14 protein-coding genes and 1 tRNA gene are annotated in these 14,364 nt (G+C 55.8%); 10 read left to right on the forward strand and 5 right to left on the reverse strand.

Annotated elements, in window-relative coordinates; all coding sequences use genetic code 11:
- The first annotated feature begins 120 nt into the window (after positions 1-120).
- From DSD30_RS12335 to DSD30_RS12350, 4 genes are all read left to right on the forward strand, one after another.
- Entirely contained in the window at positions 121-786 is a 666-nt protein-coding gene (locus DSD30_RS12335; protein ID WP_157967686.1) for a cysteine hydrolase family protein, read from the forward strand.
- Positions 787-968: 182 nt separating this feature from the next.
- Positions 969-1,045: transfer RNA gene (locus tag DSD30_RS12340), tRNA-Pro, on the forward strand.
- A gap of 308 nt (positions 1,046-1,353) precedes the next feature.
- Positions 1,354-3,159, forward strand: a complete 1,806-nt coding sequence (locus DSD30_RS12345; RefSeq protein ID WP_114009987.1) for a vWA domain-containing protein — start codon at positions 1,354-1,356, stop codon at positions 3,157-3,159.
- Positions 3,160-3,220: 61 nt separating this feature from the next.
- A complete protein-coding gene (locus DSD30_RS12350) occupies positions 3,221-5,461 on the forward strand; it encodes a hypothetical protein (protein WP_157967687.1) in 2,241 nt (746 codons plus the stop codon).
- A 53-nt stretch (positions 5,462-5,514) separates the two neighbouring features.
- Here DSD30_RS12350 and DSD30_RS12355 read toward each other — a convergent pair whose 3' ends face one another.
- The 3 genes from DSD30_RS12355 to DSD30_RS12365 form a co-directional block, all read right to left on the reverse strand.
- On the reverse strand, positions 5,515-6,258 hold the full coding sequence (locus DSD30_RS12355; protein ID WP_114009989.1) for an SDR family NAD(P)-dependent oxidoreductase: 744 nt from the start codon (positions 6,256-6,258) through the stop codon (positions 5,515-5,517).
- Between the two features lie 57 nt (positions 6,259-6,315).
- Entirely contained in the window at positions 6,316-6,792 is a 477-nt protein-coding gene (locus DSD30_RS12360; protein ID WP_114009990.1) for a MarR family winged helix-turn-helix transcriptional regulator, read from the reverse strand.
- Between the two features lie 144 nt (positions 6,793-6,936).
- On the reverse strand, positions 6,937-7,350 hold the full coding sequence (locus DSD30_RS12365) for a DoxX family protein (protein ID WP_114009991.1): 414 nt from the start codon (positions 7,348-7,350) through the stop codon (positions 6,937-6,939).
- Positions 7,351-7,565: 215 nt separating this feature from the next.
- Here DSD30_RS12365 and DSD30_RS12370 point away from each other — a divergent pair, with 215 nt between their 5' ends.
- The 4 genes from DSD30_RS12370 to DSD30_RS12385 all read left to right on the forward strand — a co-directional run bounded on the left by DSD30_RS12370 (position 7,566) and on the right by DSD30_RS12385 (position 10,598).
- Positions 7,566-8,465 (forward strand): LysR family transcriptional regulator, encoded by a 900-nt coding sequence (locus DSD30_RS12370; protein WP_114009992.1) that lies wholly within the window; start codon positions 7,566-7,568, stop codon positions 8,463-8,465.
- 135 nt (positions 8,466-8,600) lie between these two features.
- The gene (locus DSD30_RS21545; RefSeq protein ID WP_157967688.1) at positions 8,601-8,753 is read left to right on the forward strand and encodes a hypothetical protein; all 153 of its coding nucleotides are present in this window, start codon (positions 8,601-8,603) and stop codon (positions 8,751-8,753) included.
- Between the two features lie 27 nt (positions 8,754-8,780).
- Positions 8,781-9,605 (forward strand): 4,5-DOPA-extradiol-dioxygenase, encoded by an 825-nt coding sequence (gene ygiD / locus DSD30_RS12380; RefSeq protein ID WP_114009994.1) that lies wholly within the window; start codon positions 8,781-8,783, stop codon positions 9,603-9,605.
- Positions 9,606-9,629: 24 nt separating this feature from the next.
- Complete coding sequence (locus tag DSD30_RS12385) at positions 9,630-10,598, forward strand: glutathione S-transferase family protein (RefSeq protein WP_114009995.1); 969 nt, start codon at positions 9,630-9,632, stop codon at positions 10,596-10,598.
- Between the two features lie 26 nt (positions 10,599-10,624).
- On the opposite strand, the gene DSD30_RS12390 is transcribed toward DSD30_RS12385, so the two are convergent.
- On the reverse strand, positions 10,625-11,593 hold the full coding sequence (locus DSD30_RS12390; protein WP_198662935.1) for a pyridoxamine 5'-phosphate oxidase family protein: 969 nt from the start codon (positions 11,591-11,593) through the stop codon (positions 10,625-10,627).
- A gap of 24 nt (positions 11,594-11,617) precedes the next feature.
- Positions 11,618-12,244 carry a glutathione S-transferase family protein gene (locus tag DSD30_RS12395; RefSeq protein WP_114009996.1) on the reverse strand — a complete coding sequence of 209 codons (627 nt, stop codon included), beginning with the start codon at positions 12,242-12,244 and terminating at the stop codon, positions 11,618-11,620.
- Between the two features lie 151 nt (positions 12,245-12,395).
- On the opposite strand from DSD30_RS12395, the gene DSD30_RS12400 reads away from it, so the two are divergent.
- On the forward strand, positions 12,396-13,310 hold the full coding sequence (locus DSD30_RS12400; protein WP_114009997.1) for a LysR family transcriptional regulator: 915 nt from the start codon (positions 12,396-12,398) through the stop codon (positions 13,308-13,310).
- A gap of 154 nt (positions 13,311-13,464) precedes the next feature.
- The gene (gene yghU, locus DSD30_RS12405; RefSeq protein WP_114009998.1) at positions 13,465-14,328 is read left to right on the forward strand and encodes a glutathione-dependent disulfide-bond oxidoreductase; all 864 of its coding nucleotides are present in this window, start codon (positions 13,465-13,467) and stop codon (positions 14,326-14,328) included.
- The last annotated feature ends 36 nt before the right edge of the window (positions 14,329-14,364 follow it).

Genomic DNA, 14,364 nt, shown 5'->3' on the forward strand with positions numbered 1-14,364 from the left:
CTGTCGCTCGCCAAAGAGGCCAATTGGCGCACCGGCGTCATTTGGTTGAGACACGTCTGGCGAGGCTCTACAATGGCGGCGGCATTGCACCGGATGCACATCAAAAGGGGAGAAAGACGGATGAACCTGATACTGGGACTGACGCTAGCCTTGATCGTCTTTCTGATGGCCAACGGGCTTTATCGTGTGATCAATCGCCCACGGGCAAAGCCGATTGACAAGACTGCTCGACCCAACTCAGCTTTGTTGGTGATCGACATGCAGCATGATTTCACCCGTGCCAGCGGCAAGTTGGCCCATGATCCCGAGCGACGTCTTGTTGCTTTCCACCAGATCAATGAACTGGCGGCCGAGGCGCATCAGCTCGGTATCCCGGTGATCGAAATCAGTCATGCCTTCACCGATCCGCTGGAAAAACTTGTCGTCAAGATCATCGCAGGTGGCGCTGGCATCGAAGGCTCTCTGGGGCTCAAGCGAGACGATGCGCTGACCTATGAGGCCAATTATCATGTTTGGAAGCATGAGGGGGACAGCTTCACTGCACCCATGTTCACCCGCTATCTCGATGATCATGAAATCGGCCATCTCTACATCACAGGACAGGATGCAACGGCTTGCATCAACGCAACCGCCAAGGCAGCTCTCAAGCGTCATTATGACGTCACCCTGATCGACGATGCGATCCTTGCCCGCAATGGGGGAAAGTGGCAGGCAATGAAGGACAAACTCCTTGCTTCAGGGGCAAGGCTCGCAACCGGTTTGGGTTTGTCAGCAGGCCCAGTATAGCAGAGGTGATAGACCACGCCGCCGCCATTCAATCCGTGATTTCCTCATGCCACCAGCAGCCATGCGGTCAGGTCACATCCGCCTTGTTGAAATCGTCCAGCAAAAGGCAGGTAAATCATCAGCAAATTCATGCGATAAGCTTGAAAAAGTCATCGAATTGTCATACTCCAGTAAACACATGTCGGAGTGTAGCGCAGCCTGGTAGCGCACCTCGTTCGGGACGAGGGGGTCGGAGGTTCGAATCCTCTCACTCCGACCATTTTCCAAAACAGATGCCTCTTCAGAATGCCATCGGACGTGCATGCCTCAAGCCGCCGAGATGAGAATCCTTGTCTGTATTCCGTCTTGAAGAAAAAGCCGGGACATGACGGCCCACGCCTGATCATCAATCACATTTTTGTGAGCCGGTGCTTTCATACGTCCAGAAATTCAAGCAGTTACCTCTGCAGAGCCTGACCCACCTGCGGAAAGCAGTTCACTTGGTTTTACAACGACCAACTTTTCTCTATCATGAGGGAATATGCTTAGTTGTCTTGTTTGATATTGATTTGATCTCTGGGTGGAACAATGCCTTTTCCGAACCTGTTTTTCTTGCCCCGGTCGCTGGCCGTGGCAATCGTGTCTGTATGTGTCTCTTTCATCTCACTGTTTGGCCCATTGCAGGCGACGCGTGCACAAACCGCCGGGGAAGTGCTGTTCGTCCTTGACGGGTCCAACTCCATGTGGGGGCAGATTGATGGCATCGCCAAGATTGCCATTGCCAAGGATGTCATGAGTGATCTGATCACCGACTGGGATGCCAAGGTTCCCGTTGGCATGATGATCTATGGGCACAGGCGGAAAGGGGATTGTCAGGATATTGAAGTGGTGGCAATGCCCGGACAGGTCGATAGACCCCTGCTGATCGACAAGGTCAAATCCATTTCCCCCCGTGGCAAGACCCCGATCAGTCTGTCTCTGACCATGGCGTCTGCTCAGCTCCTTTTGAAAAATCTTGGCAAGTATCCCAAACCACGCTCTTCTCTGGTGCTGGTCAGTGACGGTCTTGAAACCTGTGGGGCCGACCCCTGCGAGACCGCGCGCAATCTCGATTTGGCCAATCCCGGTTTGGATGTTCATGTCATCGGCTTTGATGTCACCAACGAGGAATCCCTTGCACTTCAATGCATCGCAGACAATTCCGGGGGCAAATTCTTTCGTGCCAACAATGCCAGTGAATTGCAGGCGGCGCTGAAGGAAACCGTCAAGTTGGCCAAGGCCGAGCCCAAGCCCGCCCCGCCGCCAGCCCCACCTGCGACAGCCTCAAAGACTTCCGAGCCGGAGCCGGCGGACCCTGAGCCATCCCTGTTCCTCTATGCCAAATTGTGTGAAAGCTGCGATCGGCTCGCGGCCAACAAAGTCCGCTGGTCGGTCAAGGAAAGAGACGGAGGAAGCCTTTATGAAGGTCTCGGCATCCTTTATCCCTCTGACCCTGTTTTGGCTCCGGGACGGTATCCAGTGACCGCACGCTATGAATCAAGCGTACTGGTCCGGGACACCGAGCTGATCATCGGAGACGATGGCCAGCAAGTTGGCGCGGTCAATCTGATGGGTGGCACGGCCACACTTTTTGCCTATGCGACCGACGACAAGAGCATCGCCGCCGACCCGATACTCTATCAGTTCTTCCCCCTCAAGGATGGTAAGGCTGCGGCCAAAGCCTTGACCGAGGCGGCCTCGTCCAACAGCCTGACATGGTTGCCCGCAGGGCGTTTCAAGGTCGTGGCATCCCACGGCACAATCAAGGAAAGCGCTGAAATCGACATTCTGCCGGGAGAGAAAACCCGCCACGACTTCGACATGCGCGTGGGTTATATCCAGCCCAGCTCGGTTCTCAGCGCTGGCACCAAACCCTTGGGTGGCTTTGCGGATTATGCGGTGTTCAAGACCGAACAAGACGCCCGGACCAAACAAACCCTCGATAGCTTGCTTTTCCTGCCCGGATCGCAAAAAGCCAAGAAGCCGCTGAAACCGGGGCAGTATGTCATCAAGGCCTTCGTCAATTACAATCGCGGCGGCCCCTCGATGTCGCGAATCTTTCCGCTCGAGATCAAGGCCAACGAAACCGCAACGCCCCAGCTTGACATGCAAGCTGGATTGCTGAGCCACAAAGTCGGCAGCGCCAGCGGGCAGCGGATCATCAATATCGATTACATGCGCGCCAGCGATGACAAACGGGTCCATTACTTCAATCAAGGCACGACCAAGACGCTGGCTTTGCCACAGGATCGCTACTATCTGCGTGTGATGATTTCGGGCGGCAAGACCTTCAACACCGATGCATTCGATATCAAGGTCGGGCAGGCAACCAATCTGGATGTGGCCATTCCGTAACGTGGTCATTGCACGCGCTGGCAATGCGTCGGGGATCGGTATGAAATGCGGAGGTGGGATGATGAGTGGGACGGCAAGGGACGTGTCAAAGGGCGGGGGCAACGCCTTGGCTGCTCTCGCAGGGCTTCTGTTTGCCATGATGGCGACTGTCTCCCAGGTCGGGGCGGAGACCGGGGACAGGTTTCAAACCCTCCTGTCGCGGGTGGAAGCCTTGCAGCAGCGCGCAGGCAACAAGGCAAGCGACTGTTCCGAGGACGCATGTGGTCCCAAACAATGTCGTGGCGAAGCCCATATTCTGGCCGATCTCACCAATGTCAGAACCGCGCTGGACCGCTATGCGGAAACGCTCGAAGCCGAAGAGGCGTTGCTGGAGAAGGCCAATCTGGAGGCCATAACCAACAATGACCGCCTGTCCGGTCAACTCGAAGCCGCCCGGATTGCAGCCAGTTCATCGCGGGCAACTGACGAAATGCTCGGCACTGCGACCGAGGTTAATGGCGTCATCGACAATCTAAGGGGCATGGCCCAACAGTCCCTCACTGAGACACTCCGCAATCCGGCTGCCATCTGGGAGACGATCAAGGATCTCAATTCTCTGCTCAATCGCTTTGACCACAGCTACAACCATCTCCAGCATCAGGTGGAGTCCATCACCTACCAGCCGGATGTCAGTGATGCCGCGGCCAAAGACCGGATCAACCTCAAGGCATTGCTTGAGGATAGCCTGCTGATTGACAATTTGCCCTTGATCAACGAGGCAGGCAGGACCGCCATCAAGGAGAATAGCAGCAACGCGGTTGACGCTCTGAGCGCCCGTGACGAACTGGTCAAAATGCAAAAGGAGTTGAAGGAGCTTGGTGCAATGGCCGACACTTGGCAGAAGGAAGGCACAAAGGCCCTTTCCGACGCCAAGGCAAAAGTGCGGGCCAATGCGATGCGCAATGTCGCTTTCGCCATGACCCAGATTGCATCGCGCTATGTGAAGACCAAAATTTCCGAACCAGCCCTGACGGATTTTCGCGCCAAGATTCAAAAGGCACGTCAACAATTCGCAGCTCAGGGACATCCATATCTCAAACAAGTCGCCGCGCAGGAAGAGGTCCGCGATCAGCTCAGCCGCCTGTCAAAACTGGACGCCAAGCTGAAAAAGGCGATCGATACGATTGCGCCTTGCGCTCATAGCCGCTGCAATTCCACCACTGCGACCCGCGGGCTTGTCGATTTGCCACCGCTTGAACGCGATCCGCGCAATGGCAAAGTGCGGCTCCAAGAAGCGCAAACGGACTTGCAGGGCAAGCTCGACCAGATGGTCGGAGCGCTTGAAGGCCATCTTGAAACGGCGGCGGCAGAGCTTCACACCATCACGGATGATGATTTGATCTTCAAACCGCAATGCGCCCAGTGCCGCTCACTGGCTTTGGACCTCAAGGCCAATGGCGACAGGCTGGCTTTTGTTGGCAAACGCCTCGCCGCCTTGCCCGATACCAATGTCTCAGAATTGCGCGCCATGAAAAACAAGCGCGAGGCGCTATTGCGTGAGGCCGAAGAGGCCAATGCTCTCTACAAGGAGCGCACAGAAGGGCGCATCGGTCGCAAGTTCGGTAAGTTGCATGCGGACGGTCAGGCAGAGTTGCTTGAGATTGCACGCACCATGCGTCGTCTGGCCGGAGAGGCACGAACCCTGCGCCACAAAATCCGCCGTATCGAGGCGATCAACAATGAAAATACGGCCTTGATCCGCGCCCAGACGGCGGGAAAACAGGCCCAGAAAGCCCTGCTGGAACGCTTCTATGCCTGCAATGACAGGGTTTGTCGTGGGCAGGAAAAGCCAACACAGGCCGAGCTGATGCCAAACAATGGGGCGCAGCAAGGATCTGAATCCGTGGCAGACAGGCGCGATCCGGACTGTGATGAAGAGGCACCAGGTCGACCCGGCTCCAAAGGCGTTATGACCAAGGTCACCACGACACCGCTGGGTGCGACGCCGTCGGTCAGCACATCGGTCACGACCACCCCCCTTTCGGTGTCCGAACCATCCAGCAATCCCGCTCTTGTTGGCAAAATCACACCATCCGCCCCCCCAGTGAAACAGGAGAAAGGCGATGCAGTTCTGTTGAGCTTTCCGGGCATCTTCGAGAATGTCTATTTTTGCAACAAGCCAGGAAATGGCGGCAAATTAAGCAGATGTGTCGATGAAATCGAAACGAACGATGAGTGTTGGGTGCCGCGCTGGATCGCAGCCAAAGGCGTCAAAAGCTGCAAAGAGGCAATCGCGTTGGAGAAGAAAGGCCGTGATCAGTAGGGGAAAAAGCCACGTGTCAGACGGCCGTGAGACCATCTGACACGTGACGCTTTTTAGTGGAGATAGGCGCCACCACAAACCGGGTTATAGGTGCCGGTGACATGCCCACTTTTCGGATCAGCAAGGAAGCGAACCGTATTGGCAACATCGTCCGGTGTCGCAATCTTCTGGGTCGGAGTGAAGTTGCGGATCATCTCCTTGAACTCGTCAGGAGCGTCTTTCGTCGCATCGGTTTCCACCAGCCCAGGGGCCACAATATTGGCCGTGATGCCGTGCGGGCCGAGTTCCTGCGCGAGGTATTTGCAGAAGCTGTCCAACGCGCCTTTTGCCGTTCCATGGGCGATAAAGCTTGGCGCAGGGGCTTCCGAGAGCGTGCTGGAAATGAAAATCAGACGACCAAACCCTTTGTTCCGCATGGAATCCACGGCCAGTTTTGCGGCCTGATAGGATGCGTGCATTTCGTCGTTGAGTTTCTGGGAGAATTCTTCCCAGCTCTGGTCGACAAAAGGCTTTGCCGTGAAATGCATGTTGGCGTTCGACACCAGCACATCAACGCCACCATAGTCGCGGTCGATGGTGGCAAACATGTTGGCAAGCTCGGTATCGTCGCGCACGTCGGCACGAAGGGATACAGCCTCACCGCCTGCTTGCGTGATTTCAGCAACCAGAGCGTCGGCCGCTTCAACGCTGTTTACGTAATTGATGAAAACCCGGTAGCCATCTTCAGCCAGGGCTTTTGCACTAGCCGCACCAATACCTCTGGCTCCTCCGGTAACGAGCGCGTTGCGTTTGCTCATGTTTCATCTCCATTGTTTGATCAAGTTGTGGGAATGTTATTTGGCGCAGCTTCGCGATCAGGTCTCTGTTGAGGGGGCTGATGTCTTGTCGTTGCAACTGCGCAAATTCGTAACGATCTTGACGAGCAATTGTTTGGTGTTGACCAGCTCGTCCTTAGCGATCTCTGTCTCTGCATCGCGCAACACGGAGCGTGCGATTTCGGAGCATCGGGCGGCGAGTGCCTTGGCGTCTGGCGTGGCGATCAACACATGCTTGCGTCCATCGTCGGTGTCTTTTGTGCGTTGGACCCAGCCGCGCTTTTCAAGGCCGACAACAAGACGGCTGACGCTGGATTTTTCCAAATAGAGCGCTTCAGCCAATTCGGTTTGCGACAGGCCCTCCATATTGATCAGGACCAGAAGCGCACCCCATTGTTCGGCGGTCATGCGAATGCCCGCATGATGGAAGCGCGAAACCAACAGGTTGCTGAACAACCGGTTGGCAAGGCCCGTGAGGTGGCCCAAAGATTTTTCAATGTCATACAGCTGGGTCATGAAAGTTGTATATGCAACTAAATTCCTGCTGTCAATCGGAATGACACGATTGTCGCAGTGGTTTCCCCGGAATCGACAAAGGGGCAGGTGTTCAACCTGTCCCTTTGTTTGACGATGATGGGTCGCAAGCAAGTACGGATTGACCTACTGAGCCCAGCGCTGCTGCAATGGCAGCTTGAGGGCAAAGGCGCCGCTGCCCAGAAAGACAATGGCAATCTGAACGGCGATCCAGAAGGCAGGATATTCCCAGCCTCCGCCCTGACTGGCAAAGGAGAAGCCGTTGCCAGCATGCACAAATGTTGCGCCCAAAAGCGTCGGGATGAGCGCCAAAGCGGCGATCCGGGTGGCTGTGCCTGTGATCAGGGCGAGGCCACCGCCCAACTCGGCAAAGATGACGAGATAGGCAAACAGGGCGGGAAAGCCGAGGCTTTCGAAAAAACCGACAGTGCCGGGAATGGTGAAAACAAACACCTTGGTCAAACCATGGGAGAGGAACAGGGCACCAGAGGTGACCCGCAGGACAAAGGCGGCGAAGGGAGCGGTTTGGCTATCAATCATGGTCAGGGTCTTTCATAAAAGCTGTCGGGCGGAGTAGGGGCCACCACCTGGATTTGTGGGTATCGAAGGATGCGTCCCGTTCGGCGCTTGACTGTCTTGCGCTTCAGAGCGGGATGCCTTGGGATGGCGCCACTATGCCTCTTGACTAAATTCAATGAAATGGCGAAAAAGCGGAATGTCTATCCTTATTTTGTTCTTAATATAGGAGCCGCCCCATGGATCTCGTCGATTGCATGAAAGCCTTTGTTGCCACCGCGCAGACCGGATCCTTCACCGAAGCGGCCAACCGGCTGGGTATGTCGAACCGGCTGACATCGAAATATGTCGCAGAACTGGAAAGCCGCATAGGCACGCGCTTGTTGCAGCGAACCACCCGCAAGGTCGGTCTGACGCCGGCTGGGGAAGATTTGCTCGCACGTGCGCCTGCTCTACTGGATGAACTCGATGATCTCATCGGCTCGATGTCGGAACAGTCGAAAGGCTTTACGGGCTTGTTGCGTATTTCCGCACCCGTCACGTTTGGCGAGGTTTACATCCATGCCATGATCCGGCGGTTCGCGGCACAGCATCCCGCCTTGAAGATCGATCTGCGCCTCAGTGATGCCTATATCGATCTGGCCAAGGAGGGCATCGATCTTGCCTTTCGCATCGGGACGCCCAGTGTCTCGTCCCTCAAGGCCCGCAAGTTGGGCATGCTCGCCAGCCATCTGGTGGCATCGCCGGACTATGTTGCGCAATATGGAGCGCCCAGCCGACCGGAAGACCTTGTGGACCATCGCTGCATTGTCGATACCAATCGGCGCGATCCCTCCCGTTGGACGTTCATCAAAGCGGGAGAGACAAGCACGGTGCAAACCAACCGCCACTTCATGGTCAACAGCGCACGGGTGGCAAATGAATGGGCCATCGCCGGAGAAGGAGTTGCCTATTGTCCTGCTTTTGTGGTCGCCGATGCGATGGATAAGGGTGCTTTGGTGCCTTTGTTGCCGGACTATCAAATGGAAAGCCACCCGATCAGCGCGGTTTATCTGTCAGGCACTGTTCTGCCCCGCAAGGTCAGAGGCCTGATCGACTTTGCCCTTGCGGATATCCGCGACAAGGGGCTGCTGGAATAGCTTTTGATTAAGAATATTTCATGGATAGTTATTCTATATATACGCCATTTTGTTGACGAGTGTTAAGGCGCATAGTGGCTCCAGAAGAAAGGCAAGGGTTGGTTTGGCCGATCCTTTGAAGTTTGGAGCAAAGACATGAACAGCGCAAAAGATACCATGGTCGTCCTCGGGTCCAGAAGAGGGCCAATGCCAGCGAAGGTGATTGGCAGAGCCATTCTGTGCCTGCTGCGTGACGCCTCAACGCGCCCCTTTGCGTGGTCTGATTGCCTGTTTTCCTCCCGTGCCTGACAATTTCCGACAAGATTGGAGCCACTCATGAGTGCATCATATGCCCTTGAAAAACTCAAAGACCGCCTGACGCTGTCCGAACGTATGCCAGTGGTCTTTCTGGGTCATGGTAGCCCGATGAATGCCATAGAAGACACCCCCTATTCCCGCAGCTGGACCGATTTGGGCAAGAGCTTGCCCCAGCCTCAGGCGATTCTGGTGGTTTCGGCACACTGGATGACCCGAGGCCATACGCTGGTCGACATTTCCGCAATGCCTAAAACCATTCACGACTTTTATGGCTTCCCTCAACAACTCTATAACGAGACCTATCCTGCCAAGGGGGATCCGGAGTTGGCCCGCGAGGTGGTCTCCCTGCTTGCCAGCCATCATGCGCAAGAGGATGACCGCTGGGGCCTTGATCATGGGGCCTGGACGGTGCTGAAATTTCTGTTTCCAAATGCAGATGTGCCGGTCTTCCAACTCTCCATCGATCTTGCCATGCCATTTGAAGAGCATCTCGAGGTGGGCAAGACCTTGGCCAGCCTGCGCGATCGTGGGGTGCTGATCCTTGGCTCAGGTAACATCGTACACAATCTTCATGCCCTGCGGATGGACGGCAAGGCACATGACTTTGCCCTCGCGTTTGACGCCCATTTTGAACAGCGTTTAACGGCTCGGGACATGGGGGCCTTGGCCGATCGCAAGGCCATGGGCAACCTGTTCCAGCTCGCCCATCCCTCGAGCGACCATTATATTCCGGCCCTGACGATTGCCGGGGCGGCAAGCGAGCAAGACACGCTCACCTATTTGACCGAAGACCTGGCAATGGGGGCTGTTTCCATGCGCTCTTTTATTTTCCACGGCAGCTAAGCCCCAAAGCAAAGGAACAGAACCATGCTTGTAAATGGCAAATGGACCAAGGACTGGCAGCCGGTCCAGAAATCGGACAAAGAAGGCCGCTTCATTCGGCAAGTCTCGTCCTTTCGCAATTGGATCACCCCGGACGGACGCCCCGGACCGACAGGGAATGGCGGCTTCAAGGCTGAAGCCGGACGCTATCGCCTCTATGTTGCGTTGATCTGCCCATGGGCTTCGCGCACACTGATTGCCCGCAAATTGAAAGGGCTCGAAGAGATTATTCCGGTGACGGTGGTCAATCCGGTGCTGTCCGATGAAGGATGGCAGTTCGGTGGTTATCCCGGTGTCGATGAAGACCCTCTTTTCAAGGCCACCTATCTGCATGAGATCTATAGTCGGGCGGATACCAATTTTACCGGTCGTGCAACAGTGCCGTTCCTGTGGGACATACAGCAAAATGTCATGGTCAACAATGAAAGCGCCGACATTCTGCGGATGTTTGATTCTGCTTTCGATGCGATCATCCCGTCTGATTTGCGCCTTTATCCAGAAGCCTTGGGAGACGAGATCAATCGCCTCAATGTCGAGATTTATGACAAATTGAACAACGGGGTGTATCGCGCAGGCTTTGCCTCAAGCCAGCAAAGCTATGACGAAGCGGTTTCCGATGTCTTTGGCATTCTGGACAGGCTGGAAAGCCGCCTTGAAGGACAGGACTATCTCATTGGCAACCAGCTGACGGAAACAGATATCCGCACTTTCGTCACGCTCATTCGCTTCGATGCGGCCTATCATGGCATCTTCAAGACCAACCGCAGACAGATTAAGGATTATGCCAACCTGTCTGCCTATATGGAGCGCATCCTGCGTTTGCCCGGCGTGATCGAGACGGTGAATATGGATCATATCACCCGCGGCTATTACGCGATCAAGGCCCTTAATCCGCTGGGCATCAGACCAACCGGCCCAGCCCATATCGAGGCTTTGCTCGCATCGGTGGCCTGATCAGGCCCAACGCGAGCAAAGGCAAGTCAGGAAGCTGGCTCGCCTTGCCAGCTGCCAGTCTGATCGAGGGCTGGCCAGCGGTCGAGCAACTGCCCATGCCCGGGCAGTGCCTGCTCGACCAGCCAGACTTCATCCGGTATCACATCAATGATCCGCTCCGCCCCGGCAAAGGCCGATACCCTGTCTTGTGACCAATCCACCTTGCCGCGCCCGGTCAAAACCAGAGCTGCACCGGTTTCGAAGTTGGGCACGAACAAACCAACCCGTCCGTCCTCTTCGATGTTGCCGAGCGTATTGAAGAATTTGTTGCCGGAAAAATCCGGGAAAGACAGGCTTCCGTCGTCATTGATGCCAAGAAAACCCGGTTTGCCGCCACGATGGGACGCATCCACCCCGGCACGTGGGTCGCTGGTCAGCTCCTTTGACCGAGAGGCAATGAAGAAGGTGTCAGCTTGGCTGATCAGCGCTTTGGCGTCGGACGTCAGGCTATCGAGCTTCACAGCCATGGGCTTCAGATGATCCTGCTCCTGCCAATCAATCTCCCGCGTTTGGATATATTGCGGACAATTGCCAAAGCTCTGATCGACGGCCACCAGCAAGCCTTCATCGGATTCCAGCAATGTGCCGTTCAGCCTGTTGCGCCGTCTGGTGGTCAGTTGCAGTCCGATGGCTCCAACCTTGGCCCCGGCCGACACGTCCAGTTTGAGAATGTCCGTCAAAGGCGGTTTGCCATCCACGACAAGACGATCGGCGCGTGGTGAGGTCAGAAAGCCGGGTGCCCCAAAGACCGGCACGCTCCAGACCCGCCCCGCTTGATCCGTCAATCCAATGAACAGCACTGGAAGGCTGGCAAAAAAGCGCCGATGCTGATCGGGCATGGCGGAGCGGATCGCCCGGCTCACCATGTCGACATAGTCTTCCGATACTGCGGCGCGCGCCTGAACAGCACGCTCACCGGCATGGAAAACAGAACGAGGCTCTTTGAAAATAGTCACGGGGTCGGGTCCTTACTTGAGAAATTATGCCAGCTTGGGCAGGGGAGAGGCTGCCATTGCCACGAAATGCGGCTGCTGCTCGATACGGTCAAGCCAGCTGCGAATATGCGAATAGGCGTCAAGGCTGACTCCACCCTCGGGCGCATGGGCTATGTAGCTGTAACCCGCCACATCGGCAATGGAAATTGAATCGCTGGCGAGCCATTCGCGATCACTTAAATGTGCGTTCATGATCTCGAACAGGGCATGTGCCTTGCTGATCGCTCCCTGATGATCAATCGGAGCGCCGAACAGGGTGACCAGACGGGCCGCACAGGGGCCGGAAAAGATCTGATCGGCGGCAATCGTCAACCAACGCTGCACTTCTGCCGCTTGCTTTGGATCGCTTGGCAACCAGTTGGAGGTCGGTGCATAGGTCTGAACCAGATAAACAAGTATGGCGTTGGAATCCGACAGGGTAAAGCCATTGTCATCAATTGCCGGTACCTTGCCAAACGGGCTGAGTTTGAGGAAATCCGGCGCCTTGTGCGCCCCGTTGGCGAGGTCAACATCAATGGCCTCATAGGTCAGATCGAGAAGAGCCAACATCAGCTCAACGCGATGGGAGTGGCCGGATAGAGGATATCTGTAAAGCTTGATCGGTGTGGTCATGGGAGGATCCTGACGCGGTTTCTAGGAGACGGATTTGACGGGCTGGATGCGCTTGCATCGCTGTGACCACAAGATATATCTTCCATGCATTGATTATAATAATCGGCTTTTGCAATTGTTTGTTTCATAAAATAATAGTAATTTGACGATTATGGATCGCATACAAACGCTGGAAATCTTTGTCGCCGTGGCCAAAGCCGAGAGCTTTGTGGCTGGCGCACGTGCGCTTGGACTGAGTGCGCCTTCCGTTACCCGTGGCATCAATGCGCTGGAGGAACGGTTGGGCGTGCGGCTTTTTACCCGGACCACACGCAAGGTGCGGCTGACTGAGGTCGGTGCCGCCTATCTGGCCGACACGCAAGCTGTCCTTGCCCAATTGCAGGCCGCCGATGATGCGGCCTCCGGTGCCGCTGTCAGGCCACAAGGTCATTTGCGGATCACCTGCCCGTCAGAATTTGGCCGTCTCCATATCATGCCGGTTGTCACGGCCTATCTCGACGCTCACCCCGATGTCACCGCTCAGGTGCTGGTGGTTGACCGGATCGTCAATATCATCGAGGAAGGGGTAGATGTGGCCCTGCGCATCGGCCATTTGCCCTCTTCGGGCCTGACCGCCATAAGGGTGGGGGAGGTGCGGATGGTCATTTGTGGTGCGCCGGACTATTTCGCCCGCTGGGGCCGTCCTGACAAGCCAGAAGATTTGTCTGAGCATCGGATCATTGCCACTGCAACCGACGGTCCGACCACCGAATGGCGGTTCGGTCCGAAAGAGACCCAAAGCGTCCGTCTCAACCCGACCCTGGAAGTGACCAGTGTCGCTGCCTCAATCAACGTCGCCCGCGAGGGCTGGGGGCTTTGTCGGGCTTTGTCCTATCAAGTCTCGGATGATATCCGTGCCGGGCGTCTTGAGCCTGTTCTGGAAGCTTACCGTGCGGATCCTGTGCCCGTACATCTGGTGCATGCAGGCGGCGGACGCACCAGCGTCAAGCTGCGCAGCTTTCTCGATTTTGCCCGTATTGCATTGAGATCGGAGGAAACCCAGAGGAAGCTCACCTTTGATCCTTAAATCTGCAACATGGCTCGCACAGAATTGATCGGCCTGTGTCAGATTTCCCTCAATCCCATCTTTATTTCACCGCGCCACTTGCTACATAAATGCCAACAGCAAATGGCTGCACCGACGCCACAATCTGACGCTGAAGAGCGAAAAGGAAGCCGACATGACCGACAAGCACGACTATGTACCACCGAAAGTTTGGGTATGGGATCAGGAAAATGGCGGCGAATGGGCCAAGATCAATCGCCCGATTTCCGGTGCTACCCATGAAAAGGATCTGCCACAGGGCGCGCATCCGCTTCAGCTTTATTCCCTCGCCACGCCAAATGGCCAGAAAGTGACGATCATGCTTGAAGAGCTTCTGGCGCTTGGGGTCAAGGAAGCGGAATATGACGCATGGTTGATCAAGATCGGTGATGGCGAACAATTCTCCTCGGGCTTTGTCGATATCAATCCGAACTCGAAAATCCCGGCCCTGTTCGACAAAGATCGCGGCGTGCGGGTGTTTGAATCCGGTGCCATTCTGCTCTATCTGGCGGAAAAATTCGGCCACTTCCTGCCGACCGACATTGCCAAACGGACTGAGGTGATGAACTGGCTCTTCTGGCTGCAGGGCTCGGCGCCTTATCTCGGCGGCGGCTTTGGTCATTTCTACGCCTATGCGCCGTTCAAATTCGAATATGCCATCGACCGCTTCACCATGGAGGCCAAGCGCCAGCTCGACGTACTGGACAAGGAACTGGCCAACCATCGCTATCTTGGTGGCGACGAATACACCATCGCCGACATGGCAACATGGCCTTGGTATGGCAATCTGGCACTCGGCAATCAATATAATGCGGGCGAGTTCCTGCAGGTCGAGGACTATAAGAATGTCCGCCGCTGGGCCAAGGAAATCTTGGCGCGTCCAGCGGTACAGCGCGGTCGGATCGTCAACCGAGTGAACGGCGATCTGAGCGAGCAGCTGCATGAACGCCATGATGCGTCGGATTTTGACCTGCGCACGCAAGACAAGCTTGAAGGCTGATAAAGGTCTTCTGAATAGACAAGCCGCCGATCCATC

The sequence above is a fragment of the Cohaesibacter intestini genome (assembly GCF_003324485.1).
In the GTDB taxonomy this organism is placed as follows: Bacteria; Pseudomonadota; Alphaproteobacteria; order Rhizobiales; family Cohaesibacteraceae; genus Cohaesibacter; species Cohaesibacter intestini.